The organism is Pyrococcus sp. ST04, assembly GCF_000263735.1.
GTDB lineage: Archaea > Methanobacteriota_B > Thermococci > Thermococcales > Thermococcaceae > Pyrococcus.
On record NC_017946.1, the window covers coordinates 1,376,322 to 1,399,889 of the forward strand.

The window sequence follows — 23,568 nt, forward strand, 5'->3', positions numbered from 1 at the left end:
CGTTGGGGTGGCCTTTGGACGATAACCCCGAACCCGCTTGGGCGGGTAGGGGTAACGGGCCTGAGACCGGGCCTGCGGGCTGAGCTGAAACCGGCGACGGGAGTAGGTGATGGGCCCGCGAACCGATGAGTCCCCTAAAGGGTTGGGGTTATGACGCCCAAGAGGAACCCTCACCCTTCAGGGCGAAGAGGAGGTCAGACCCTTTATATCCACGTGAACAAATGCAACTTCAACCTCTGGCAACTCCTCAATTTTCTTCTTGACTTCTTCACTTATGTTATGTGCCTCCAGGAGAGTAATGGTAGGAGAAACCTCTATGTGCAACTCGACATGTAACTTACTTCCCACGTAGTGAGCTCTTAAATCATGAACTCCTAAAACTCCAGGAACGCTAAGAGCAGCATCCTCAATCTTCTTACACACCTCATATGGAGGAGCCCTACCCGTTAGATAGTTCAGGTTCTCCAAGATTATCTCAGCAGCAACCTTTCCAATAAAAAGAGAAACAATTATCCCAGCCAGTGCATCACCAAACCAAAATCCAATTTTCTCAAGGAAGAATCCAAACAAAACAGCCACAGTGCTGAGAACATCGCTTCTATGGTGGTATGCATCTGCTATTAGAATCTTATTATCAACTTTCTTTCCAATGCGCAACGTGTACCTAGTCATTCCTTCCTTAATTATAATCGAGACTACTGCAACGCTTATCATAAGAGGGTTAACATCAATTCTAACTCCATGAAGAATTCTCTCAATTGAATCTCTCCCGATTTCATAAGCGACTAGAATTAATAACTGACCCATAAAGAATGCAAAGAGGGGTTCAAATCTAGAGTGGCCAAAAGGATGCGAACTGTCTGGAGGCTTCTTTGAAATTTTTATCCCTATTAGGCCGATTATACTTGTTAGTGTATCACTAAAAGAGTGAACACCGTCTGATATCAAAGCTATACTTGAATAGATTATTCCCACTATAATTTTAAGGAAAGCCAAGAACAGATTTCCCACTATGCTCACTATTATCGGCTTGTATTCTTCCTCCATATTATCACCTTAGCATATGCACAAAATTTTATAAGGCCCCAAATTCAGTTTTCCGGAGAACATTTATTAGATTTTCCAATTTTGTTAGCCTAATCTAAAAAATTTAGAGAACAGCGGTCAGTCCGTCACTCCCTCATCACTTCTCAGCCTAGGCTGAACTCCTCATCCCGCACTCGTATTCCTTGAGGGTCTAGAGCTCAGAGATCACCTACCATCATCACAACTCAGTTCGCCCATCACTCATCATTGCCAAAAAGAGAAGTCAGTAAGAGGTTAATAAGGTTTGGGCAGGAAGCAAGAAAACGGGCAAAACTTCAGACATCCCACCCGAACTCTTCCCTTACAAGTTTCACCAATTCTTTAAATTCCTCTTTTTTGATATTCACGCTGCTCGTTGCCCCAACAAGCGCTATTATCCCATGAACTTCTTCTTGGATCTGGATAACATCATCTGCAACCTTTGCAACTCTGAGCTCTCTCCTCGCTACCTCATCCTCGCTGATCTTAAATCTATCCTCCCCTATCTTGTAGTATCTAATTTCTGTCATTCTTCATCACCTCCACTTTTTTCTCAACTTTTAGTTACGAAATGGAAAATTATAAGGGTTTCGGAGAATCTTGAATAGAACCGTAATATTTATAAAGTCATTAGGATGGTTATTTCTTGGACGCGCCGCCGTAGCTTAGCTGGTGGAGCGCCGGACTGTTAATCCGGCGGTCCCCGGTTCGAATCCGGGCGGCGGCGCCAAAAGGAAAAGGGCCCGTAGCTCAGCCTGGTCAGAGCGCGCGGCTCATAACCGCGTGGTCCGGGGTTCAAATCCCCGCGGGCCCACCAAAACTATTCAAAACTATTCTTAAATTCTCGATTCTCCTTGAACTATTGAGATCCCTAATATTATTAGAGAAAGGCCGACAATTGTTGATATTAGTATCTTCTCCCCCAAGACTATTGAGATGATACAAAGAGACAACGCAGGAGTTAAGTATATCAAAGAAGATACTTTTTTAGCTTCCTCACTTTCAAGAGCTTTAAGCCATACAAAGAAAGTAACCCCCATTTCAAACAATCCGATATATATTGACCCAACAATTCCAAGAATGTCAATCTTAATGCCCCGAAGAACGACGAAAGCTCCTATGTAAATCACTCCAAAAAAGAAATTCCAGAACATCTTAACAATGCTGTCCCTCTTATCTCTCAAGTTGAGAATCCAGTAGGTGGCCCAAATTAATGCACTAGCAAGAGCGAGACCATCCCCAACTGGATTTACAAACTTTAGAGAGGATAAATTCCCTCTTGTCCCAACAACTAGAGCTCCAGTAAAGCTCACAAGAATACCAAGGAGGGAATGATAGGTTAAAGACTGACCAAGAAATATTGTTGCAAATATTGTTAAGAAGATTGGCCAAGTATAGTTAAGAGCCTGAGCCTCTTGGGCTGGGAGAAGATCATATGCTGTAAAAAGAACTAGATAATAAAGGAAGGGGTTTAAAAATCCTAAAACTGCAGAACTCAGATTTACCTTAAAGTCGAATACATCTCTACTCTTACTCCTTAGAATTCCAAAAAAGAATACTAAAAGTGATGTCAGGGAGGCATAGAACAACATTGAAACAGGATCTATTCGAGACAGAGTCAACTTAAAGGCTGTAGCTACAGTAGACCAGAGTAAAACGGCTAGTATTCCATACTTGTTCATGATGTATGCTCATGCTAACTCCCTTATAAGGAGTTCGGATGATGAAAATGAATTAAAAGGACAATCAAGAAAAATGCTACCTTCTCTTTCCTCTCTGAATCTTGGCTTCTTGATAAGCTTTAGTCCACTTAAGCTTTCTAGGATTTCTACCCATAAAGAAATATCTTTCACATTTCCTAGAGCAGAAAAAGAACACTCTACCATCATTCCTAACGAACATCTTGCCAGTCCCGGGTTCAAAGGGCTTGCCACAGTATGAGCAGATGTTCCACCTTGCCATCTAATTTCACCTCCTGCTCTTAATCTCCCTGGCTTCTCTTTCGGTTTCTCTGAGTATCAAAATGTCCCCAACCCTAACTGGACCTCTGACGTTTCTTCTAATTACCCTGCCCTTGTCCCTACCCTCAAGGATTCTAACCTTAACCTGCGTAACATCTCCCGTTGTTCCAGTTCTTCCTATGATCTCAATAACTTCAGCTGGGTATCCTTCATCCTCCGCCATGCCTCACACCCCACTTATGAGCATGATTAAATGAGAGAGGAAATAAAGGAAGGGAGCTCACTTCATGAGCTCCCTAACCTTCATTGCAATTTCCTCAACTAAATCTCTCGCCTTACCAGGCTCAATTATAGCAACACTAGCTGCAGCAACCTCAATCCCAGCAGCAGCACCAAGCTCCTTCTTGCTTGGAACGTAAATGTATGGGATCTCCTTCTCCTCACAGAGAGGTGGCAAGTGAGCTACTATTTCCTCTGGATCAACGTCTTCAGCTATTATGACAAGCTTTGCCTGACCCCTCTCAACGGCCTTTGTAGTTTCGTTTGTTCCCTTCCTTATTTTTCCAGTGTCCCTAGCAATTTCTACTGCCTGAAGTGCCTTCTCAGCGAGCTCCTTTGGGACTTCAAACTTAACGTAACTTGGCTTGGCCATCATCCATCCCTCCCTTCGTCATCGTTCATCTGTCGAGCTTGGTTGATATTGGATAATTTAAAAGGATTTTGGTTAGACAATACATTTTTAAAATCAGCATTACTCCCAAAAATGGGGAGATAGGTGAGGAAGATTTGGAAGCATTTCCCAGGAACATTTGGATTGCTTGTTATCATCACAGCAGTTTTCGTCTATGAAGTAATCGTTGGATTTGACAAAGCTATTCTTCAACTCGCACAGATAAACGGTCTTGTCCTGCTTAATGGAGAATGGTGGCGCTTAATAACTGCCATTTTTGTTCATATGGGCTTCGTACACTTTGCATTAAACTCATTTTGGCTATTCTATTTGGGGATTGACTTAGAAGGGATCATAGGGATGAAAAGATTCCTGATCGTATTTTTCCTTTCGGCACTCGTCGGGAACATACTCAGCCTCTTTACTCTTCCACTGTATGTAGCTTCGGGAGGAGCCAGTGGAGGTCTCTTTGGAATAGTTGGGGCTTCCTTATCAATAGAAGGAGTTCTAAGGAGAAATATGCAAAAGGCCCTCATAAATGCAATAATTTTGTTCTTAATAAACAGCATACTCCCCGGAGTGAACGCGATAGCACACTTTGGCGGACTTGCAACAGGTCTTTTACTAGGCTATGTCTATGGAAGATGGCTTAAAAGAAAGTTAATTGACATGAGTTATTGGCTTGAACCTTACTGAACTCCAATCTTCGGGCAGATATCCCTTAAAGGGCATTCGTCACACTTAGGCTTTATAGGTCTGCAGACAGCCTTTCCATGATCAACCATCGCATGATTAACGTACAACCATTCATCCTTTGGAAGAAGCTTTTTCAGAATTTCTTCAACCTTCTCTGGTGTTGCATTTGGAGGGACAAGACCAAGTCTCTTACTAACCCTATTTACATGGGTGTCAACTGGAATCGCTGGAATTCCAAATCCATAGGCTAAAACTATATTGGCACACTTTCTGCCTATTCCAGGGAGTTTCATGAGTTCCTCTAAAGTATTCGGAACTACCCCTCCATATTTTTCGAGGATTATTCTAGTTGATTCAACTATCCACCGTCCTTTGGTTTTCCAAAGGCCAATTCCAAGATTTTTGAGAAACTCTTGCATCTCCTCAATTGAAGCCCTTGCAATGTCCTCCATGCTAGGATACCTCTTGAAAAGCTCCTCAGCAACCCTATCTGTTACTTCATCACGATTTCTTTGAGAGATTATGCACTTGATGAGGGTTCTATATGGATCCCCGGAAACATGTTTCTCCCTTGGATACGTCTCTTTCAGAATTTGAATAATTTTCAAAACTCTAGAACTTAATGACCTTAAGTTTTCTTCCATCAACGACCACCAATCCTCCATTCATTGGAACTACTTTAATTATTTTTTCGAACTTTTCTTTATAAATTTCCTCGAGATATTGGTTCAAAATTAGAACTTCATTGTTAAAGATTACAACAATTTTATCTCCAGAACATAGGACGTCAATTGGCTCTCTTTCAAATTCCACCTCTAGAGTTTCAATTCCTAACCTGGTAAGCAAAATCTGAGTCTTTTCTGTGATCTTCTGGGGTGAAGGTGTTGCATGAACTACCTTAAATTCTAGCTCCTTGCCAAGTATCTCAATTCCAACAACATCTCCACTTTTAACTTCCTTTCCTTTGAGTTTTGCCCTGAGTATCTCAGCAAAGTCTTGGGGTAGCTCTATATCAATTAAAGGTTTCAAAACAACCCTTCTCATTTTAGAACACCCTCGCATATCCCCATTTCTTCACGCTTGTCAATATAGATGTTTCCGTGCTTTTAATACCATCTATCTTTCCAAGCTTATCCAGCAGAAATCTCTCCAGCTCTTCAAGGTTTCTAACAGTGACTTGCATAAAGATATCATGGGCTCCCGTAGCTATTCCCAGAACGTCAACTTCTGGAAGTTCAGCAAGTTTTTCTGCAACTTCTCTAACCTTACTGGGCTCAGCGTCTACAGCTATCACAGCAACTATCTCATATCCGGCTTTAAATGGGTTTATTAGGGCAGCAAATTTCCTTATTATTCCTTTTTCAACTAACTTCTTTACCCTGGCCCTCACCGTCGATTCAGGCACCCCTATTAACCTAGCAATCTCAGAGTAACTAATCCTACCATCTTCTTGGAGTAAGTGCAATATCCTCCTGTCTAGCTCATCCAGCATTATTTCACCCCCAATTTTACTAATTCGTTTTATTCGTAAATAAAGATTTTGTTGAAATAGCAAAAATTCAGCGAAAAAGTTATCGATTTTTGTGAGAATTAATATTGGGGAGAGTTATGGAGCCAGAGGAAGTTGTGGAGAGGTATAATAGGGTAATAGCTCCAGCAAACAGGACAACTTATTTTCCCCTAGTCCCCGTTAGAGCGGAAAATGCTAAGATATGGGATATTAAAGGAAGGGAATACATTGACTTCCTAAGTGACGCAGCAGTTCAAAACGTTGGACATAATAATCCCAGAGTTGTAAAAGCCATAAAGGAACAGGTCGAAAAGTTAATACACGCAACTTACATATATTCCTTTCCAATTGAGCCCCTTCTTTTGGCAGAAAAGCTAGTTGAGATTGCTCCCATAGAGAACGCCAAAGTTTCTTTTGGATTGTCTGGAGCAGATGCAAACGATGGGGCTATAAAGTTTGCAAGAGCCTACACTAAGAGACAGGTGATTTTAAGCTACATGAAGAGTTTTTACGGATCAACGTATGGAGCAATGAGTCTGACTGGTCTAGACTTCCATGTAAGGGCTATGGTGGGAGAGCTCAGCGGTGTTCATTACATTCCCTATCCAAACTGCTATCGCTGCCCATTTGGAAAAGACCCAAAAACTTGCAACATGGAATGTGTTGAATATATAAAGGAGAAGTTTGAAGGTGAAGTTTACGCTGAGGGAGTCGCAGCACTTTTTGCAGAACCAATTCAAGGAGATTCTGGCATGGTAGTCCCACCAAAAAACTACTTTAAGAAAGTGAGGAAGATCTTGAAGGAGCATGGGATACTGTTGGTTGTAGACGAGGTTCAGAGTGGAATGGGAAGAACGGGGAAGTGGTTTGCTATAGAGCATTTTGACGTAAAACCAGACATAATAACAGTAGCAAAGCCCTTGGGAGGAGGGCTTCCAATAAGTGCAACGATTGGAAAGGCAGAAATCATGGATTCTCTCCCACCTCTTAGCCATGCATTTACACTATCGGGGAATCCAACAGCCGCTAGGGCTGCTTTAGCTGTCATTGATGAAATCGAAGAAAAAGACTTACTCAGAAGAGCAGAGAAATTAGGAAATTATGCAAAGAAACGACTCGAAAAAATGAAAGAAGAACATGAGATAATTGGAGATGTTAGAGGACTAGGCTTAATGCTTGGCGTTGAGCTCGTTAAGAACAGAGAAACCAAAGAAAGAGCTTTTGAAGAGGCGAAGAAGGTTGTATGGAGAGCATTTGAGCTCGGCCTTATAGTGACATTCCTCCAGGGAAACGTCCTTAGGATACAGCCTCCCTTAACAATAGAAGAGGAGACACTAGAGGATGGGCTTAATATTCTAGAGAAGGCAATAACAGACGTCGAAGAGGGAAGAGTCCCAGACGATGTTCTAGAAAAAGTTCAAGGATGGTAATGTTCATCTCCAGATGATATTAGGTTTTACTTCCTTATTACTATTTCAGCGGAAGGATTAGTGTAGAAAACTCATCCATACATAGTCCAGGACGAAGTAATAAAGGTACACAAATTCAACGACCTCCACTTGATAACATGCTTCAGAAAATTCAATTATTATGAATAAACGGGCAACATTAAGTCGGTTTATTAAAAAATTCCCTGTAAGGAGTCTGACCTCCTCCTCCGCCCTAAAGGGCGAGGCTTGAAAAAAGAAAAGTCAAAGAAGGAATGAGAGGATAATTTGGAAAAAGAAATTTAGAACATCAATTGTTCTTCTGCCTTAAAAAGGCCGAAATCCCAATTGCAAGGAGCACAGCAATACCTGGTCCACAGATACCCTTCTTCGGATAAGGAACCGTTTCTGGGGAGGGTATTGTTATGTTTTGGGGAATATTTGTTCCAAGGTAATACTTGTCCGGAATCCATGCTGGAGGTTTCTCTTCAAGTCCCCTTAGTATTGCATCTAACAGAGGATGGGAATGCGTTCCCGGCTTCCTATCGGCGGTAATCTCCCAGACCATAACTCCTCCTAGACTATTATTGAGCATATACCTGGTCTTTATGTAGATGCTCTTAGGATCGTCAAATGTTATAAAAATCCTATACTGCCTTGAATACAGCCATGGAACTTGAGAGTAGTCGTCCCAGAAATATTCATATGCCTCGCTTCTGGCCTTTTCAGCAACATCCCAATAATCCATCACCCCATGAGTTTCCGCTGCAGATCCCCATGTTCCGGCAGGAGTGCCACTATATGGTTGGAATAGTCCATTGTTCTTAGGAGGCACATTTGCAAAGCTTCTAGCGTAGAATGGAAGGCCAAGAACTATTTTTCTCTTATCAGGGACGTGCCTCAGGTACCACATTATCGTCTCGTTCACAGAACCATAGTCTGGCCCATTCGGATTCTTATAGAGAGGAGCATTGTGGGCAGTAACAGGGCTCCATGGGCCTGCGTAGTCGTAGGTCATCACATTTATAAAATCAAGGTACTTGCTTGCTTCCTCCCAGTCAATTCTTGAAGCTATATCTATACTCGCCGGAGCAGCAACGGTTAAGAGGTAATGTTTTTTGTCCTCCTTTCCGGCTTTATCCAGGGCTTCTCTAAATTCTCTCAGCAGAATTATGAAATTCTTTGGATCATCTGGACTTACGTAGTTATCTTCCATCCCTCCACCGCCAGGGTACTCCCAGTCAATATCAATGCCGTCGAGATTGTACTTCCTTATTATGGAGATAGCACTACGTATGAACTCTTCTCTTTTCTTAGGATCAGCGGCAACAGGTGAGAAGTACTTACTAAGCGTCCAGCCTCCAACCGAGATAAGGAATTTAACCGCGGGGTATCTTCTCTTTAACTCCTTGAATGATTCGAGATTCATTGGATCTGCCCATGGATCTGCCCACGTGACTGTTCCGTTCTCTAGTAACTTAAGGAATGCATAGTTGACGTGGGTGACATTTTCAAATGGTATGTCGTACGGAGAGAAAGCTCTAGCGTAGATTCCCCATGAAATGTAGTATACAACGATCCTATACGGTTGAGGGGGCGTTGTGACCTTTACTATGTTACTCGGCTCTCCTTTTTTCCCATCCTTAAAGATAGGAACAACGGCATAGTAGTAGGTTGTATTGCCAGTGACATTGAAGTAGTCAATCGCCGTGTTGGTAGGTGTGATCGGCCCAACTTTCTCCCAATCTTCTCCCTCCCCTGGGGGCTGAGATGTCACCCTTTTTGCTCTCCATAGGTAGCCGTGGTATTCAACGATTTCACCGGGCAGGTAGTTCCAATTCTCTTTGTACCTGGGATGACTGCTCCAATTAACCACAAAGACTAAATTTTCAGAAGATACAATATCACTTACATTTAAAGACCTGTATACTTCATAGGCCTTGGCATCTTTTATTGGAGTCCATGTTAGGTTAACTGCATCCCATGCAATTGGATGGGCAATTAACTTAAATTCTGATTGAGTTGCAGAAGCATTCATGCCAATAGGGATTGCAGAGAGACACAAAAGCATCACAAGAAAAAGTGCCCTTCTCATGATTTGTCACCCATAATGATCCATATAAGGGTTTATCTATTAAGGTATTATTTTAGATAGACAAAATAACCAAGAAAGGGGTTAAGTAGAGCTGACCTCCTCCTCGCCCTGAAGGGCGAGGCTTTCAAAAGAAAAAGCAAGGAGGTTGAGAGCTAAATTAATCACGACCGATAAAGGACAAGAAGAAGTAGCAAAAAAGAAAGATGGGGCTATATAGACTGACATCTCGTTCTTCCTACTCGTGGGTTGTGTGGGAATCTCATAGCGGGTAGGTTTACAGCTTCCATCTTCATCGGCTGGCTTTCGAAGGAACGATTACTCTCCACATTTCCAAGGCCTTCAACAGTCCCCAGTCAGGCTTAATAACCCTCCATACCAGAGACTACCATACCACTCAAAAAATCTTACCTATCCCCACACATTTTTGCTACCCAAAGGAAAGTATTGCCCTCTTCTTATTATCCTATGCCGCCGGTTAAATCATATATCAAAAAGTTTATAACTTGATACATCTGCAGATATATCTGGTGATATATTTGGAGAGGCCAAGAATTAGAGGGTATATGAAGCTCCTAATACTCCACATACTCAAAGAAAAGCCCCTCCACGGGTATGCTATAATGCAAGAACTTGAGAATAGGTACGGAATCCCCGAACCAAGTGCTGGTGCAATATATCCAATCCTCTCTGAACTCAAAAGGGCAGGTCTTCTGGAGGTTGTTGGAGAGGGAAGAAGAGAGAAGAAAATTTATAAAGTAACTGAGGAAGGCCTGAAATTCCTCAAAGAAAACGAGGAAGAGGTCGAAAAGGTTCTGAAAATTATTGAAGCCCATAAAGAGTTTTCAAGACTCGGTGGTAGGGAGCTTGGTAAGACCTTGAAAGAGTTGCTTGAAAAAATGCCCGAGCTAAGCGAGAGCGAGAAGGAGAAAGTTAAGGAAGCAATTGAGGAGTTCACGAGAAGGATAAGGCTCATTCTAATAGGAGGTGATTAAATGTACGCGATAGAGGTTGAAAATTTAGTTAAAAAGTACGGGGACTTCACAGCGGTGAAAGGGATATCATTCAAAGTAAAGAAAGGAGAAATCTTTGCATTTTTGGGACCAAATGGAGCAGGGAAAACTACAACAGTTCACGTCTTAACTACGTTACTTAAGCCAACTTCAGGAAGAGCAACAGTCGCTGGTCATGACGTCGTTGAGGAGCCAATGGAAGTGAGAAAGAAAATAGGAATAGTATTCCAGGATCCAAGCGTTGATAGGGAATTAACAGCATATGAAAACATGTACATTCATGGAAGAATATATGGACTTGGAGGAAAAGAGCTTAAAGAGAAAATAGAGAAGCTACTGAAGTTTGTTGAGCTCTGGCAGTTTAAGAATAGGCCAGTCAAATACTTCTCAGGGGGTATGCAGAGAAGGCTTGAAATAGCTAGGGCACTTCTTCATGAACCAGAGATACTTTTCCTGGATGAACCAACTATAGGGCTAGACCCTCAAACAAGAGCCCACATATGGGACTACATTAGGACTATGAAAGAAGAGCATGACATGACGATATTCCTAACTACTCATTACATGGACGAAGCAGAGCAACTGGCCGATAGAATAGCAATAATAGACCACGGAAAGATAATAGCTGAAGGAACTGCCGAAGAGCTAAAAAAGCTCGTTGGCAATGATATAATTTATTTGAGGCTTGAAAGTCCAAAAGAAGACCTAAAGTGTTTGAAAGCAGATTTCATAAGAGGATGTAAGCTTCTTCCAGATGGTAGGGTTAGAATAGATGTCGAAAATGCAACTGAAGCACTACCAAAACTCTTTGAGCTTGCCCAAAAGTCTGGAGTTAAAATTCTCGAAGTCACGTACCACAGGCCAACACTTAACGATGTCTTCCTTCACTTAACTGGGAGAGAAATTAGAGATGAAGGTGGAGAGCAAAACGTTGCCAGAATGATAATGAGGGCTAGAATGAGGAGGTGAGAGAATGAGGGTTCTGCTTACGATGGTCTACAGGGAGATTAAGAGGTTCATGAGGTCGAGAGCAAGAGTTATTGGATCGCTCCTAAATCCACTAATTTGGTTGATATTCTTTGGAAAGGGGTGGGCTGGCGCCTTCAACTTCCCTGGTGCCAAGATGCTTTTTGGAGGAGTTGACTACATGACCTACTTGGTTCCAGGAATAGTGGCAATGACAGTATTCAACATGGGTTTTATGCAGGGTATAACGTTGATTTGGGATAGACAGTTCGGATTCCTCAAAGAGCTCCTCGTCGCACCAGCCTCGAGAGTTGAAGCAATAATTGGGAGAAGCATTGGAGGGGCACTGATGGCCCTTATCCAGGGAATAATAATCTTAACCCTAAGCTTTACGATGGCAGATCTTAAACTTTCAGGAGTTCTACCCACATTGGCGCTGGCATTTTTAGTAGGTGTGGCGGTTTCAGGCCTGGGAATGGCAATAGCCATGAAGATGACGAGCATGGAGGGATTCCAAGTAATAGTAACAATGCTAATGCTCCCAATGACATTCCTTAGCGGGGCGTTCTATCCAATAAAGACGATGCCGGAATGGATGCAGTATTTAGCAAAGATAAATCCACTAACGTATGCAGTAGACGGAGCAAGATACTACCTGGCCGGAATTCCAACGACATTCTCACTAAGAACAGATTGGCTGGTTTTATCTGGATTAGCCGTGATCCTCGTTGGAATTGCGGCCCTAGAATTCAGAAAAGCAACAATAGACTGACCACTCTCCTTTTAGATTGTTCCAAAACTTTTTTATTATTCGATAAACCCTCTGCCAATCATGAATGCTAAAATCACGCTGATGATTCTAATAGGAGGAGGACTTGGAGCGGTAGCTAGGTTCTATATATCAGGGATCCTACCCGTTTATAGAGACTTTCCGGTAGGAACTCTCCTGGTTAATTCAATAGCAAGCTTTATACTAGGATATCTCTATGGTCTTCTTTTCTGGGGATTTGATGTATCCCAGGAAGCGAGGGCATTCTTTGCAACTGGGTTTTGTGGAGGGCTTAGCACATTTTCAACGTTCTCCTACGAAACATTTTCTCTACTCAGAGAAGGAGAAATGAAGCTAGCACTACTAAACGTTTTGGCAAACGTTTTTGTAACGCTATTCCTAATATTTATAGGATTCCTACTTGCGAGAAGGTGATAAACATGGTTGAAGTTGAACACTGGAACACGCTCAGGTTGAGGATATATATAGGAGAAAATGATAGATGGGAAGGAAGACCGCTCTATAAAGTAATAGTTGACAAACTACGGGAAATGGGAGTTGCAGGAGCAACCGTTTATAGGGGAATTTACGGATTCGGCAAGAAAAGCAGGCTACATTCAAGTGATGTTATAAGACTATCAACCGATTTGCCCATAATAATAGAGGTTGTTGACAGGGGCCATATAATTGAAAAGGTCGTAAACGAAGTAAAGCCAATGATAAAGGATGGAATGATAACGGTAGAACCAACAATAGTTCTTTGGGTCGGAAGCAAAGAGGAAATAAAGAGATTTGAAGAAGATGCTGTTAGGCGATGATGTAGATTGGCCTTTGGGGTACTCGATGCCCGAGACCGGTGTATGCTGAGCCTAGCAACTTCCTCTTTTATTCAAAATCCTTAGATATAAGCTTTGTAGATACTAAATGTATAAAATTCACAAAATTGCATCGATTTCTCCGTAGGGGGCACTTGAGTTTAGAAACTATTATAATTCCCTGCTCAGATTAAGATTAAGGGTGGTTTTATGCTCATTCGGGGAAGAGTAAGAGAAAGCAAGATACCAAAGTTTAAGCACAGATGGTTTGGAGTTCTAGAAGTCGAAGCCAAAGATTCTAGTGAAATTTACCGCTTATATATGAGCGGCGTAGCCCAATGGTTGGTAGAAGGAGATGAGGTGGAGATAAAAGTTCTTAAACCCCCAAAGGAGAAGGACGGAATAAAGATTTTGGAGTTCAATGATTACGAGCTATATAAATTCTATAATGGAGAAAGGATTAAGGTTTGGCCTCTCTGGGAAAAACTGTACAAGGCAAAGAGGTTTTCTCCACTAACTGGAGAGTTGCTTTATGAGTACGAGATTAGGGCAAGAGAAGCCACATACGAGAGTGATTTTGAGGCTATAGCTGAGCTTGAACAGTACCACTATGCAAGTCAGAAAGAGAAAGTAGCTCTGTGGAGATGTGAGAAGTGTGGGACAATAATAGAGGCAAACACAAAGCCAATATGTCCCAAGTGTAAAACGGATAAGCATGTCCATATATTAGAGATTAAAGGATCAACACCAGCTTCGAGGTTCCTTCTCCTAGAGCTTGTAAAGAGGGAGGAGTACGAGCCAAGAATATTAGCGTATGTGAGAGTGGATCCACCAATCCCCCTAATGCACAGAAAACTGCCAAATGGAGATGTTGAAAAGAACATTAGGGAGAAAATATTCCCTGAGGAATGGCTAAAGCCAAGCTTTTGGCCAGAAAAGATAATGCATGAGCTCTTTATGGAGCTCAGAAAGAAGTATCCAAAGAAAGTTGCGAGATCGCTACTCTGGGAGAAAGCGAAAGAGAGGGCACTCAGAGAGAGCGATACAGCTGGAGCCAGGATAGCCAGAGTTGTCGTTCATCCTGACTATCGCTCAGATGGATTAGGACAACTAAGCGTTAAAGCAGCACTTGAATGGATCGCCGAGAGAAGAATTCCAGAGATGAGAAAAAGGAAGCACTTTGTAGAAACGATAGCCCAGATGGCCCGATATAATCCCTTTTTTGAAAAGGTGGGATTTAAGTTTGTCTGGGAAACTGCCAGTGGGAGACCAGTCTTGATATATCCCTTAACTGAGGAAGCCAAAGAGTACTTAGATAGGTACTTCAAAGAGGACCCATATGCTCCAAAAGAGCCTTTATGGAGACCGAGTTATGGAAAAGTTGAGAAAATGAAGGGGTCGATAGTGTTCAAAAACGTCAGCAAGGTCTTTGAGAGCGAGCTTGATATAAAAGGACTGCCAGAGGAGATACAAGATCTGCTGAAGGCTTTTGGTGTTAAACATAGGGTCATTCAAAGGCCAGTGCTTAGGAACCTGAACTTTGAAATTAAGCCGGGAGAGATAATAGCAGTGGTTGGAGCTAGTGGAGCCGGAAAAACGACACTACTCAGACTGATTTTGGGAGCAGTTAAAGGATTCTGGGAGGAGAAGTATAGGCCAACAAGCGGAGAAATTAAAGTACCCGACAATGTGAAGGTCTCTGTTCTCATCCCTGGAGAATTCGAGCCAGAATTTGGATCGGAGAGTATATTAGAGCATGTTTACAGGAAAATAAAGGATCTTAACGCGGCTGTGGAGGTTCTAAACAGAGCTGGATTAAGTGACGCAGTTCTCTATAGGGCTAAGTTCTCCGAACTCTCTACGGGTCAAAAGGAAAGGGCCAAGATAGCATCCCTTCTCGCCGAAAAGCCAAATCTAATTTTAATAGACGAGTTTGCAGCCCATCTAGATACGCTTACAGCAATGAGAGTTGCAAGGAAGGTTGCCGAGATACTTAGAGAGGCTGGAATTACCGGTGTCATAATAACACACAGACCAGAAGTCGTTAAGGCTCTCGACCCTGACAGGGTGTTGTTCGTTGGATACGGAACGGCTATAATGAAAGACTCTCTTCAATAAAGGATCTTCTAGTCACTATTCTTCAGTTTTTAGAATTACTTTTTCTTTTGAAAACCTCACCCTTTAGGGTAGGGAGGATGTAGTTAGCACCATTTTCAGAGGATAGGTTTATATACCACGCGTCATATTCTAGCAACATGAAAGTATCTGCCTTTGAAGTTGCTTCCCGCTACGTTTATCCTTCTTTAAGGAGAAGATTGGTAGAGATACTTAGGGAGAGAGGACTCAAACAAGGAGAGATAGCTGAATTACTCCACATAACACAATCTGCGGTTTCTAGGTATCTTAAAATGAGTAGAGGTGCACTAATCGACGTTAGACAGTTCAGTGACATTGAAGATAAATTAAGGGAGACTGCCAAATGGATAATGGAAGAGAAGCCAAGCGAATATGAAATCCACAAGGCACTAATAAAAATAACAGTAGAAATGCTCGCAAAGGGCTACGTGTGCAGTTTTCACTCTAAGATAGACCCAACCTTGAATCCCAATGAGTGCAATGTATGCTTGGAAGTTTTTCAATAGGGTGACCTGATGCATCGAACTGCCTTAGGCATGGAACAACCAAATATAGAAAACACTGACCTCCTCCCCGCCCTAAAGGACGAGGCTTTAAAAAGGAAAATGTCAGGTAAAAGAAAGTTTTGAGAGGAAAATCAACCTTATCTCGATTTTCAAACCTAATCAGTTTTCATATCGAAATTACAAGGTGATAATGGAAAACTTTATATGACATGTGGCAAATCTAGTATGGTGGTTTCCATGCCTAAAATACTCGTCAAGAGAATCCTAGATGAACCGGAACTATATATAATTCGGGTGGATGACGACCAGATAAGGTACTTTGAAGCCATGTGGAGCATTCCAGAAGGAATAACATACAACTCATACCTAATGAAGCTCGGAGATGAAGTAGTCCTTTTCGATACTGTAAAGAGAGAGTATGCAGAAATGTTCATAGAGGAACTCAAAAGGCTCATCGACTTAGAAGAGATAACTAGGATAGTCGTTCATCACACAGAGCCAGATCACAGTGGAGCACTTCCACAGGTTCTAAAGGAGAACAATTACAGGGCCCAGGTAATAGGAACGACATTCGCTAAGAATTTACTAGAGGGATTCTATGGGAAGGACGTCATAAAGAACTTCAAGGTAGTTAAGGATGGAGAGGAAATGAAAATTGGAGACAGAACCTTCAGGTTTATTACCGTCCCATGGCTCCACTGGCCGGATACAATGATAACTTATGTCGTCGAGGACAAACTGATCTTTAGTTGCGATGCTGGAGGGGGATATTCAATTCCCGAGGATATTGACGATGAAAGAGACGAGGTTGTCCAAAGATATTTACCCTACGTGACTAAGTATGTTGTCACAGTCATTGGACATTATTACAAATACATAGTCCAGAATATAAAGAAGCTAAAGCGTCTAGGAATAATTGACAGTGCAAAGATGATACTGCCAGGCCATGGGCTTATATGGAGGAAAGATCCAAAGAGAATCTTTGAACATTATGAAAAAATAGGAGCCGGAATTCCAGAGAAAGACAAGGTTTTGGTAATATATGATTCAATGTATGGCTTTGTTGAAGAAAGAATGAGGATAGTCATTGACGAGCTGAGGAAGCTTGGAAAAAAGGTTAGTGTTTATAAGTTTACCGATAAAGAGAACCCTTCTGTTGCAGACATCCTAGGAGAAGTACCGACTGCAGAAGCCCTGATAATAGGAGCCTCAACATTTGAAGCTGATATCCATCCTAGAATTAGATACACCCTATTTGAAATCCTCGACAAGGCAAACTATGAAAAGCCTGTCCTTATTGTAGGAGCATTTGGATGGGGAGGAGTTGCTGGGAGAAAGATAGAGACAATGATATCTAGGAGCAAGTTTGACCATGTAGCAACGGTCGAAAGCAGAGGAAAGCCATCAAAAGAAGACGAGGAAAATTTAAGAAAAGCTGTGAAAATGTTATTCTCTTAACTTTCCCTATTTTTCTGGGACGAACACTACAGAGTTTTTTGTTATCTCATACCTCCAAGATTTAAGATTGTAGTCCATAAAGGGGCTTCTAATTATCGTCAAAACTCTCTGGATTGAGACTCCGCTAACTCTAACTTCTAATCTTATAACATTCAAAGCAAAACTATTCACGATCTCAAGAATACTCTCTGGAAACATTTTTGTATCGAATGTTATAATTACACTATTTCCGGGAGCACGGGATAGAACCTTTGTTATACCTGGAATCATTAGTGTTAGTTCACTTTTGTGTCTAACACCATAGATGTCCAAACCTAACACGAAGAATATTGAGTTTTTTAATCCCTTTACAGCTTCTCCTATTCTCCCAACGATTAATTCTGGATCTGAAGTCTCAATTATTAAGGAAGGCCTTAAATCTTCCTCAAGGAACGGATTTATAGAGATCAGCTTATCTGCACCGAATACTTCCTCTGCATCTTTAAATATAGACTTCAAATATCTCATAACAGCAGCATACGCATCATTGAAAGATATCACAACGAATTTCTCGTAATCACTTCTCAACATTTTTGCCAAATTATACAAAATAACTTCTATATCGCTTCCTATCTCATGGGTGATTAAGGTTGGGCTTAACCTCCTAGCAGCCTCTGCAATTATCTTCAATGGATCCTCCATGGTCAATCACCATATATTTCCTTAAGTATCTCTACTAGTTCCTCTAAAGTTTCTGGGGGTTCTGATCCACCTAATACGTCTTTCACTTGATCTATGACTACCATTTCCAACAATCTAGCACTATATTCCCCAAATAATTTTGCAACAGCACTTTTAAATTCTTTTGGATTTGAATAAGCTACTTCAAGTCCCTTTCCTAAAGAAACTTTTAAATGAGTCTCTAATACTGCCTTTAGCCCTGGACTTACCTTGTCTAGGGCCGAAGCCAAAGCTTTGACTAAGATTTCTTCACCCTTACTCATATATTACCACCCCTGAATCTGTGATTTCGTACCTGTGAATCTTTCTGGAATGGTTTGACCCCCTTGCCTTGACTATTAACAGCCTTCTTTCTAGTTTATCTCCAACTAAAAAGTATTTTAGCCAGATTATTATATCGGCCAAAGTACTCGCATGAGTTGAAGGGACAGCATTTCCATTGCTTTCCTCCGTTAGGGTAAAGTACAGAGTGGTTTTCATGTCCTTTGCTAGAATAGATAAATATCTGAGAACTTTTCCTAAGTCCCTTTCATTTATGTGTTCCCGAAGAGAGCTTAAGCTATCAATTACTATTCCTGTTGGGTGGAACTCTTCAATTATCTTCCTTATTTCTATGAATATCCTTAGAGGGGTAGTCGCTTCTGGAATCCAACTAAATAACAGCAAATTACCAGAGTCTAAAGCTTCCCAGATTTTAAAACCATAGTTCTGAGCAGTCCTTAATAGTTGATCAATTGGCTCCTCAAAGGTTATATAGACAATCCTTTTCCCTTCTAGGGCATTTTTAACGGCAAAATGTAGAGCAAAGGATGTTTTTCCAGTTCCTGTCATTCCTACAAGAAGCAATGTTGATCCAAGATATATTCCTCCGCCAAGAAGCTTATCAAGTTGCTCTATTCCAGTACTTATTCTCTCCCAGCCAGGTTCAAATTCTGCTCTTTTCAGCTCAGGAACGTCAAAAAATTCAATACCTCTCTCCGTTATCGCATATTCGTATTCAGGCTTCTTTATGTTCCTTCTTCTCATCTTTCTTACCTCAAGCGTTCTAACTATATTTTCTCCTAACCCCCTACTCTTAAGAACAAGAACACCATCAACGACGAACTCCTCTATTCCAAATCCGATTTTATCTTCTCCTATTGGCTTCTCAGCAATTAGAAACACCGTCGAATTATACACCTTAGCTAGTCTCCCCAACATTGTATGCAAAAACGTTCTGAGCTTTTCTTTTCCTAGCATTTGAGCTATTACAGTTATTGAATCAAAAACAATCCTTTCTGGCCTAAATTTTATGATCTCACTCATTATGAGTTCAATTTCTTTTTCTATTGTTTCTGGTGGAACCGTGACTAAGTCTAAAAACTTAAACATGTTCTCCTTTTCAAGAGTCTCAAAATCCATTCCAAACATCTTCATCTGCTCATAGAATTCTGCCTTAGTTTCACTAAAGGACACATAAATCCCCTTTTCTCCAAACAATTTTGCACCGTTATGTAAAAAGGTTGCGGAGAATATCGTTTTTCCCGACCCAGGCTCTCCAGCCACAAGGATTATTGATCCCTCCGGAAATCCACCTTGAACAATGTAATCATCAAAATATTTCACTCCAAATAATCTTCCCATACTCTCACCCTATAATTAATTTTTCTTGAATAACTTTAATTTTGTTTTTAAAACTTCCACAAGATCTTGGTTCAATAAAGTAAACCAAATATGTTTGAACCACAAACCTTATAAGGACGAATCACAAAACTAAAAGTGAAGAATTCAAAAAAATGAGGTGATTAGAATGCTGAAAGATACCATCAAGAGTGGAGATTGGAAAGGAGAAAAACATGTACCCGTTATAGAGTACACAAGGGAGGGGGATCTAGTAAGGATAGAGGTAAGTGTTGGAAAAGAAATTCCCCATCCAAACACTCCAGAGCACCATATCGCCTGGATTGAACTATACTTCCATCCAGAGGGAGAGAACTTCCCCATAATGGTGGGGAGAGTTGCATTTACCTCCCATGGAGATCCACTCACAGAGCCAAGGGCAGTCTTTTTCCTAAAAACAACCAAAAAAGGCAAACTCTACGCGCTCAGCTATTGTAACATTCACGGCCTTTGGGAGAATGAAGTTACCCTTGAATGATTTACAAACTTTTGATATTTTGTCTTTATAAAATTTGAATGTTTTTCCCTGGGATAACACAAATGTTTATATCCTCCCCTCCTCCCCCATTTTTTGGTGGTTCTCTATGAGGATAGTTGTTATAGGCTCAGGAACGGCGGGAAGTAACTTTGCACTTTTCATGAGAAAACTTGACAGAAAAGCTGAGATAATCGTTATAGGAAAGGAAGACACGATGCAATATTCTCCCTGTGCTCTTCCCCACGTAATTAGTGGAACCATAGAAAAGCCTGAAGATGTCATAGTCTTTCCTAATGAATTCTATGAGAAGCAAAGAATAAAAATGATGCTTGGAACAGAAGCAAAAAAGATTGATAGAGAAAGGAAAGTCGTAATTACAGACAAGGGCGAAGTTTCATACGATAAGCTCGTTATTGCAACAGGATCAAAGGCGTTCATTCCCCCCATAAAGGGTGTCAGCAACGAGGGAGTTTTCACACTAAAAAGCCTTGATGATGTTAGGAGAATAAAAGAATACATAGAAAAGAGAGAACCCCAGAAAGCCGTAGTCATAGGGGCAGGGCTTATTGGCCTTGAAGGAGCGGAAGCTTTTGCAAAGCTGGGAATTGAAGTTTTAGTCGTAGAACTCTTAGAGCACCTTCTCCCAACAATGCTAGACAGGGACATGGCAAGAATAGTTCAAGAAGAAATGGAAAAGCACGGGATAAAATTCAAGTTTGGAATTGGGGTAAATGAGATAATCGGAAGCCCTGTTGAGAAAGTCAAAATTGGCAATGAGGAAGTTGAGGCTGATCTAGTTCTTGTTGCTACTGGAGTTAGGGCTAACGTAGATCTTGCAAGGGATGCGGGCCTTGATGTTAACAGAGGGATAATTGTTAATGAACACATGCAGACAAGTGATCCAGATATTTATGCAATTGGAGACTGTGCTGAGGTCATAGACGCTGTAACCGGCGAAAGAACATTGAGCCAACTTGGAACATCGGCCGTTAGAATGGCTAAGATTGCAGCTGAACATATTGCAGGAAAGAACTCAATATTTAGACCAGTGTTTAATACTGCAATTACAGAATTATTTAATTTAGAAATTGGGACGTTCGGAATGACAGAGGAAAGAGCGAAGAAACTCGGAATCGATGTTGTGGTTGGTAAATTCAAGGGATCTACAAAACCAGAGTACTATCCTGGAGGAAAGCCCATTACTGTTAAGCTTATATTTAGAAAAGAGGATAAAAAACTCATTGGTGCTCAAATAGTAGGGGGAGAGAGAGTTTGGGGCAGGATAATGACACTATCAGCTCTGGCCCAGAAAGGAGCAACTGTTGAAGACGTTGCTTATCTCGAGACGGCATACGCTCCTCCAATAAGCCCAACTATAGACCCGATTACAGTCGCCGCGGAGATGGCCATGAGGAAGTTCAAACTTTAACCTATTTTTTGAAAACTTTTAAATACATTTCTTACTACTTTTGTTGAGGATAACCATGAAGGGTCTAGCAAAGGCAGGTCTCTTCATTATACTATTCACACTATTTGCTATTCCAACATTAGCAAAAGAGAATATCGTGTACGTAGCTCAGATTAGGGGGCAGATAACATCCTATACATATGACCAGTTCAACAGGTACATAACACTCGCAGAAGAAAACAATGCCGAGGCCATAATAATTGAATTTGACACACCAGGAGGAAGAGGAGATGCTATGATGAATATTATTCAGAGAATCCAAGGAGCAAAGGTTCCAGTAATAATTTATGTATACCCCCCAGGAGCCACGGCAGCGTCCGCTGGAACTTACATTGCTCTGGGCTCTCACCTCATAGCGATGGCTCCAGGGACGAGCATAGGAGCATGTAGACCTATCCTAGGCTATGCCCAGAACGGTTCAATAATAGAGGCCCCTCCAAAGATCACCAACCATTACATAGCATACATAAAGAGTCTAGCCCAAGAAAGCGGGAGAAACGCAACTATAGCTGAGGAGTTCATAACAAAAGATCTAAGCTTAACCCCCGAAGAGGCTCTGAAATACGGTGTTATTGAAGTAATAGCTAGGGACGTTAATGAACTCCTCAAAAAGGCGAATGGTATGAAAACAAAGCTCCCTGTTAATGGTAAATACGTGACACTAAACTTCACTAACGTTAAAATAATAACACTAGAACCATCCTTTAAAGACAAGGTGATAACATATATAACCGACCCTAGCATAGCATACTTGCTTTTAACCCTGGGAATATGGGCATTAATAATAGGATTCTTAACCCCAGGGTGGCATGTACCAGAGACTATCGGGGCAATAATGATAGTCTTGGCAATAATAGGATTCGGGTATTTTGGATATAATGCAGCAGGATTGCTACTGATAATCGTGGGAATGCTATTCTTTGTTGCAGAAGCCCTGACCCCCACCTTTGGCCTGTTCACAGTTGCCGGGCTTATTTCATTCATCTTAGGAGGTATATTACTGTTTGGAGGTGGGGAAGTGGAGTATCTAGTGAACAAAGAGGTATTTTCACAGCTTAGGATAGTGATAATAACGATAGCAGCATTACTTGCGATATTCTTTGCTTTTGGAATGGCGGCTGTAATAAAGGCCCATAAGAAAAAGGCAGAAACAGGAAAAGAAGAAATGATAGGCCTCGTGGGAACTGTTGTCGAGGATCTAAATCCCGAAGGAATGATCAAGGTCAGGGGAGAGTTGTGGAGGGCCAAAAGTAAGTTTGGTAAGAAAATTGAAAAGGGAGAAAGAGTTAGAGTGGTTGATATGGAGGGACTGACACTTATTGTTGTTAGGGAGGGTGAAGAAAGATGATAATTCCTGGAAATATTATCGTTATAGGGATCGTCCTACTCTTTATATTGATATTCCTGGCAAGTGCCATAAAGATAGTAAAAGAGTATGAGAGAGCAGTAATATTTAGACTCGGTAGAGTTGTAGGTGCCAGAGGACCAGGACTGTTCTTCATAATCCCAATATTTGAAAAGGCAGTGATAGTTGATCTAAGAACTCAAGTATTAGATGTCCCAGTACAGGAAACGATAACTAAGGACAATGTGCCTGTTAGGGTTAATGCAGTAGTCTACTTTAGAGTAGTTGATCCAGTCAAAGCTGTAACTCAGGTTAGGAATTACATTATGGCAACATCCCAGATATCGCAAACGACTTTGAGAAGCGTTATAGGACAGGCCCACCTAGATGAGCTACTCAGTGAAAGGGACAAATTGAACATGCAACTCCAGAGGATAATTGATGAAGCTACGGATCCCTGGGGGATTAAGGTTACTGCGGTAGAAATAAAGGATGTCGAACTACCTGCTGGAATGCAGAGGGCTATGGCAAAACAAGCAGAAGCAGAGAGAGAAAGAAGGGCCAGAATTTTACTTGCCGAGGCTGAAAGACAAGCCGCGGAGAAGCTTAGAGAGGCTGCGGAGATTATAAGCGAGCACCCAATGGCTCTGCAACTTAGAACACTCCAGACGATAAGTGACGTTGCTAGTGACAAGAGTAATGTGATAGTTTTGACACTACCCATGGAGATGCTAAAACTTTTCAAGAGTCTAGCCGAAGCAGCAGAAGCTTACAAGGAGAAAGTAGAGAAAGAAGAAAAGGAATAATCTCTTTA

At 41.5% G+C, this 23,568-nt stretch carries 27 protein-coding genes, 2 tRNA genes and 1 other RNA gene; 16 read left to right on the forward strand and 14 right to left on the reverse strand.

Annotation, left to right across the window (positions count from 1 at the left end):
- Positions 1 to 177 precede the first annotated feature (177 nt).
- The 3 genes from PY04_RS07215 to PY04_RS07220 all read right to left on the reverse strand — a co-directional run bounded on the left by PY04_RS07215 (position 178) and on the right by PY04_RS07220 (position 1,595).
- Complete coding sequence (locus PY04_RS07215; protein WP_014734476.1) at positions 178 to 1,047, reverse strand: cation diffusion facilitator family transporter; 870 nt, start codon at positions 1,045 to 1,047, stop codon at positions 178 to 180.
- A gap of 114 nt (positions 1,048 to 1,161) precedes the next feature.
- Positions 1,162 to 1,217: C/D box small nucleolar RNA (locus PY04_RS09525), an RNA gene on the reverse strand.
- A gap of 144 nt (positions 1,218 to 1,361) precedes the next feature.
- The gene (locus PY04_RS07220) at positions 1,362 to 1,595 is read right to left on the reverse strand and encodes a hypothetical protein (protein WP_014734477.1); all 234 of its coding nucleotides are present in this window, start codon (positions 1,593 to 1,595) and stop codon (positions 1,362 to 1,364) included.
- A gap of 124 nt (positions 1,596 to 1,719) precedes the next feature.
- Here PY04_RS07220 and PY04_RS07225 point away from each other — a divergent pair.
- Positions 1,720 to 1,795 (forward strand) — tRNA-Asn (locus tag PY04_RS07225).
- Positions 1,796 to 1,804: 9 nt separating this feature from the next.
- Positions 1,805 to 1,882 (forward strand) — tRNA-Ile (locus PY04_RS07230).
- Between the two features lie 19 nt (positions 1,883 to 1,901).
- Here the strand turns inward: PY04_RS07230 and PY04_RS07235 are convergent.
- The 4 genes from PY04_RS07235 to rpl7ae all read right to left on the reverse strand — a co-directional run bounded on the left by PY04_RS07235 (position 1,902) and on the right by rpl7ae (position 3,678).
- Entirely contained in the window at positions 1,902 to 2,747 is an 846-nt protein-coding gene (locus PY04_RS07235) for a DMT family transporter (RefSeq protein WP_014734478.1), read from the reverse strand.
- A gap of 76 nt (positions 2,748 to 2,823) precedes the next feature.
- Entirely contained in the window at positions 2,824 to 3,027 is a 204-nt protein-coding gene (locus PY04_RS07240; protein WP_014734479.1) for a 50S ribosomal protein L24e, read from the reverse strand.
- 6 nt (positions 3,028 to 3,033) lie between these two features.
- Positions 3,034 to 3,249 (reverse strand): 30S ribosomal protein S28e, encoded by a 216-nt coding sequence (locus PY04_RS07245; RefSeq protein ID WP_010867791.1) that lies wholly within the window; start codon positions 3,247 to 3,249, stop codon positions 3,034 to 3,036.
- A gap of 57 nt (positions 3,250 to 3,306) precedes the next feature.
- A complete protein-coding gene (rpl7ae, locus tag PY04_RS07250) occupies positions 3,307 to 3,678 on the reverse strand; it encodes a 50S ribosomal protein L7Ae (protein WP_048053601.1) in 372 nt (123 codons plus the stop codon).
- A 123-nt stretch (positions 3,679 to 3,801) separates the two neighbouring features.
- Here rpl7ae and PY04_RS07255 point away from each other — a divergent pair, with 123 nt between their 5' ends.
- Positions 3,802 to 4,392 (forward strand): rhomboid family intramembrane serine protease, encoded by a 591-nt coding sequence (locus PY04_RS07255; protein WP_014734480.1) that lies wholly within the window; start codon positions 3,802 to 3,804, stop codon positions 4,390 to 4,392.
- Here the strand turns inward: PY04_RS07255 and nth are convergent.
- From nth to PY04_RS07270, 3 genes are read right to left on the reverse strand one after another with little or no spacing between them, the layout of a single operon-like run.
- Positions 4,386 to 5,036, reverse strand: coding sequence for an endonuclease III (gene nth, locus PY04_RS07260; RefSeq protein ID WP_014734481.1), 651 nt, complete (start codon positions 5,034 to 5,036; stop codon positions 4,386 to 4,388). The genes PY04_RS07255 and nth overlap by 7 nt on opposite strands.
- Entirely contained in the window at positions 5,005 to 5,436 is a 432-nt protein-coding gene (locus PY04_RS07265; protein ID WP_014734482.1) for an ATPase, read from the reverse strand. Before PY04_RS07265 ends, nth begins: the two co-directional genes overlap by 32 nt.
- 1 nt (position 5,437) lies before the next feature.
- Positions 5,438 to 5,884, reverse strand: a complete 447-nt coding sequence (locus tag PY04_RS07270; protein ID WP_014734483.1) for an Lrp/AsnC family transcriptional regulator — start codon at positions 5,882 to 5,884, stop codon at positions 5,438 to 5,440.
- Positions 5,885 to 6,000: 116 nt separating this feature from the next.
- On the opposite strand from PY04_RS07270, the gene PY04_RS07275 reads away from it, so the two are divergent.
- Positions 6,001 to 7,332: a leucine/methionine racemase gene (locus tag PY04_RS07275; protein WP_014734484.1), complete on the forward strand. Its 1,332-nt coding sequence runs from the start codon at positions 6,001 to 6,003 to the stop codon at positions 7,330 to 7,332.
- 307 nt (positions 7,333 to 7,639) lie between these two features.
- Here PY04_RS07275 and PY04_RS09530 read toward each other — a convergent pair whose 3' ends face one another.
- Complete coding sequence (locus PY04_RS09530) at positions 7,640 to 9,424, reverse strand: glycosyl hydrolase family 18 protein (RefSeq protein ID WP_081482823.1); 1,785 nt, start codon at positions 9,422 to 9,424, stop codon at positions 7,640 to 7,642.
- Between the two features lie 536 nt (positions 9,425 to 9,960).
- Between PY04_RS09530 and PY04_RS07285 the strand changes: the two genes are divergently transcribed.
- The 8 genes from PY04_RS07285 to PY04_RS07320 all read left to right on the forward strand — a co-directional run bounded on the left by PY04_RS07285 (position 9,961) and on the right by PY04_RS07320 (position 17,084).
- Positions 9,961 to 10,416 (forward strand): PadR family transcriptional regulator, encoded by a 456-nt coding sequence (locus PY04_RS07285; protein ID WP_048056090.1) that lies wholly within the window; start codon positions 9,961 to 9,963, stop codon positions 10,414 to 10,416.
- On the forward strand, positions 10,417 to 11,403 hold the full coding sequence (locus PY04_RS07290) for an ATP-binding cassette domain-containing protein (protein WP_014734486.1): 987 nt from the start codon (positions 10,417 to 10,419) through the stop codon (positions 11,401 to 11,403).
- 4 nt (positions 11,404 to 11,407) lie between these two features.
- Complete coding sequence (locus PY04_RS07295; RefSeq protein WP_014734487.1) at positions 11,408 to 12,172, forward strand: ABC transporter permease; 765 nt, start codon at positions 11,408 to 11,410, stop codon at positions 12,170 to 12,172.
- Between the two features lie 60 nt (positions 12,173 to 12,232).
- The gene (crcB, locus tag PY04_RS07300) at positions 12,233 to 12,604 is read left to right on the forward strand and encodes a fluoride efflux transporter CrcB (RefSeq protein WP_048056091.1); all 372 of its coding nucleotides are present in this window, start codon (positions 12,233 to 12,235) and stop codon (positions 12,602 to 12,604) included.
- A 5-nt stretch (positions 12,605 to 12,609) separates the two neighbouring features.
- The gene (locus PY04_RS07305; RefSeq protein ID WP_014734489.1) at positions 12,610 to 12,987 is read left to right on the forward strand and encodes a DUF190 domain-containing protein; all 378 of its coding nucleotides are present in this window, start codon (positions 12,610 to 12,612) and stop codon (positions 12,985 to 12,987) included.
- A 207-nt stretch (positions 12,988 to 13,194) separates the two neighbouring features.
- The gene (locus tag PY04_RS07310; protein ID WP_014734490.1) at positions 13,195 to 15,102 is read left to right on the forward strand and encodes a GNAT family N-acetyltransferase; all 1,908 of its coding nucleotides are present in this window, start codon (positions 13,195 to 13,197) and stop codon (positions 15,100 to 15,102) included.
- A 137-nt stretch (positions 15,103 to 15,239) separates the two neighbouring features.
- Positions 15,240 to 15,626, forward strand: coding sequence for a transcriptional regulator (locus tag PY04_RS07315; RefSeq protein WP_048056092.1), 387 nt, complete (start codon positions 15,240 to 15,242; stop codon positions 15,624 to 15,626).
- A gap of 237 nt (positions 15,627 to 15,863) precedes the next feature.
- Complete coding sequence (locus PY04_RS07320) at positions 15,864 to 17,084, forward strand: FprA family A-type flavoprotein (RefSeq protein WP_014734492.1); 1,221 nt, start codon at positions 15,864 to 15,866, stop codon at positions 17,082 to 17,084.
- A gap of 6 nt (positions 17,085 to 17,090) precedes the next feature.
- Here PY04_RS07320 and PY04_RS07325 read toward each other — a convergent pair whose 3' ends face one another.
- From PY04_RS07325 to PY04_RS07335, 3 genes are read right to left on the reverse strand one after another with little or no spacing between them, the layout of a single operon-like run.
- On the reverse strand, positions 17,091 to 17,765 hold the full coding sequence (locus tag PY04_RS07325) for a hypothetical protein (protein WP_014734493.1): 675 nt from the start codon (positions 17,763 to 17,765) through the stop codon (positions 17,091 to 17,093).
- A 2-nt stretch (positions 17,766 to 17,767) separates the two neighbouring features.
- Entirely contained in the window at positions 17,768 to 18,067 is a 300-nt protein-coding gene (locus PY04_RS07330; RefSeq protein ID WP_014734494.1) for a NitrOD5 domain-containing protein, read from the reverse strand.
- Positions 18,060 to 19,427: an ATPase domain-containing protein gene (locus tag PY04_RS07335; RefSeq protein WP_014734495.1), complete on the reverse strand. Its 1,368-nt coding sequence runs from the start codon at positions 19,425 to 19,427 to the stop codon at positions 18,060 to 18,062. The genes PY04_RS07330 and PY04_RS07335 overlap by 8 nt, the downstream gene beginning before the upstream one ends.
- Before the next feature lie 166 nt (positions 19,428 to 19,593).
- Here PY04_RS07335 and PY04_RS07340 point away from each other — a divergent pair, with 166 nt between their 5' ends.
- The 4 genes from PY04_RS07340 (at position 19,594) to PY04_RS07355 (ending at position 23,560) form a co-directional block, all read left to right on the forward strand.
- Complete coding sequence (locus PY04_RS07340; RefSeq protein WP_014734496.1) at positions 19,594 to 19,941, forward strand: class II SORL domain-containing protein; 348 nt, start codon at positions 19,594 to 19,596, stop codon at positions 19,939 to 19,941.
- 106 nt (positions 19,942 to 20,047) lie between these two features.
- Positions 20,048 to 21,370 (forward strand): NAD(P)/FAD-dependent oxidoreductase, encoded by a 1,323-nt coding sequence (locus PY04_RS07345; protein WP_014734497.1) that lies wholly within the window; start codon positions 20,048 to 20,050, stop codon positions 21,368 to 21,370.
- A 55-nt stretch (positions 21,371 to 21,425) separates the two neighbouring features.
- Positions 21,426 to 22,757, forward strand: a complete 1,332-nt coding sequence (locus PY04_RS07350; protein WP_048056093.1) for a nodulation protein NfeD — start codon at positions 21,426 to 21,428, stop codon at positions 22,755 to 22,757.
- Entirely contained in the window at positions 22,754 to 23,560 is an 807-nt protein-coding gene (locus PY04_RS07355) for a slipin family protein (protein WP_014734499.1), read from the forward strand. Before PY04_RS07350 ends, PY04_RS07355 begins: the two co-directional genes overlap by 4 nt.
- Positions 23,561 to 23,568 lie beyond the last annotated feature (8 nt).

Coding starts and splice junctions, on each gene's coding strand:
- PY04_RS07270 (WP_014734483.1), bottom strand. CDS start 5,884: ATGCTGGATGAGCTAGACAGGAGGATATTGCACTTACTCCAAGAAGAT.
- nth (WP_014734481.1), bottom strand. CDS start 5,036: ATGGAAGAAAACTTAAGGTCATTAAGTTCTAGAGTTTTGAAAATTATT.
- PY04_RS07310 (WP_014734490.1), top strand. CDS start 13,195: ATGCTCATTCGGGGAAGAGTAAGAGAAAGCAAGATACCAAAGTTTAAG.
- PY04_RS07355 (WP_014734499.1), top strand. CDS start 22,754: ATGATAATTCCTGGAAATATTATCGTTATAGGGATCGTCCTACTCTTT.
- rpl7ae (WP_048053601.1), bottom strand. CDS start 3,678: ATGGCCAAGCCAAGTTACGTTAAGTTTGAAGTCCCAAAGGAGCTCGCT.
- PY04_RS07240 (WP_014734479.1), bottom strand. CDS start 3,027: ATGGCAAGGTGGAACATCTGCTCATACTGTGGCAAGCCCTTTGAACCC.
- PY04_RS07340 (WP_014734496.1), top strand. CDS start 19,594: ATGCTGAAAGATACCATCAAGAGTGGAGATTGGAAAGGAGAAAAACAT.
- PY04_RS07320 (WP_014734492.1), top strand. CDS start 15,864: ATGCCTAAAATACTCGTCAAGAGAATCCTAGATGAACCGGAACTATAT.
- PY04_RS07290 (WP_014734486.1), top strand. CDS start 10,417: ATGTACGCGATAGAGGTTGAAAATTTAGTTAAAAAGTACGGGGACTTC.
- PY04_RS07265 (WP_014734482.1), bottom strand. CDS start 5,436: ATGAGAAGGGTTGTTTTGAAACCTTTAATTGATATAGAGCTACCCCAA.
- PY04_RS07220 (WP_014734477.1), bottom strand. CDS start 1,595: ATGACAGAAATTAGATACTACAAGATAGGGGAGGATAGATTTAAGATC.
- PY04_RS07215 (WP_014734476.1), bottom strand. CDS start 1,047: ATGGAGGAAGAATACAAGCCGATAATAGTGAGCATAGTGGGAAATCTG.
- PY04_RS07235 (WP_014734478.1), bottom strand. CDS start 2,747: ATGAACAAGTATGGAATACTAGCCGTTTTACTCTGGTCTACTGTAGCT.
- PY04_RS07345 (WP_014734497.1), top strand. CDS start 20,048: ATGAGGATAGTTGTTATAGGCTCAGGAACGGCGGGAAGTAACTTTGCA.
- PY04_RS07305 (WP_014734489.1), top strand. CDS start 12,610: ATGGTTGAAGTTGAACACTGGAACACGCTCAGGTTGAGGATATATATA.
- PY04_RS07325 (WP_014734493.1), bottom strand. CDS start 17,765: ATGGAGGATCCATTGAAGATAATTGCAGAGGCTGCTAGGAGGTTAAGC.
- PY04_RS07275 (WP_014734484.1), top strand. CDS start 6,001: ATGGAGCCAGAGGAAGTTGTGGAGAGGTATAATAGGGTAATAGCTCCA.
- PY04_RS07295 (WP_014734487.1), top strand. CDS start 11,408: ATGAGGGTTCTGCTTACGATGGTCTACAGGGAGATTAAGAGGTTCATG.
- PY04_RS07335 (WP_014734495.1), bottom strand. CDS start 19,427: ATGGGAAGATTATTTGGAGTGAAATATTTTGATGATTACATTGTTCAA.
- PY04_RS09530 (WP_081482823.1), bottom strand. CDS start 9,424: ATGAGAAGGGCACTTTTTCTTGTGATGCTTTTGTGTCTCTCTGCAATC.
- PY04_RS07330 (WP_014734494.1), bottom strand. CDS start 18,067: ATGAGTAAGGGTGAAGAAATCTTAGTCAAAGCTTTGGCTTCGGCCCTA.
- PY04_RS07245 (WP_010867791.1), bottom strand. CDS start 3,249: ATGGCGGAGGATGAAGGATACCCAGCTGAAGTTATTGAGATCATAGGA.
- crcB (WP_048056091.1), top strand. CDS start 12,233: ATGAATGCTAAAATCACGCTGATGATTCTAATAGGAGGAGGACTTGGA.
- PY04_RS07350 (WP_048056093.1), top strand. CDS start 21,426: ATGAAGGGTCTAGCAAAGGCAGGTCTCTTCATTATACTATTCACACTA.
- PY04_RS07315 (WP_048056092.1), top strand. CDS start 15,240: ATGAAAGTATCTGCCTTTGAAGTTGCTTCCCGCTACGTTTATCCTTCT.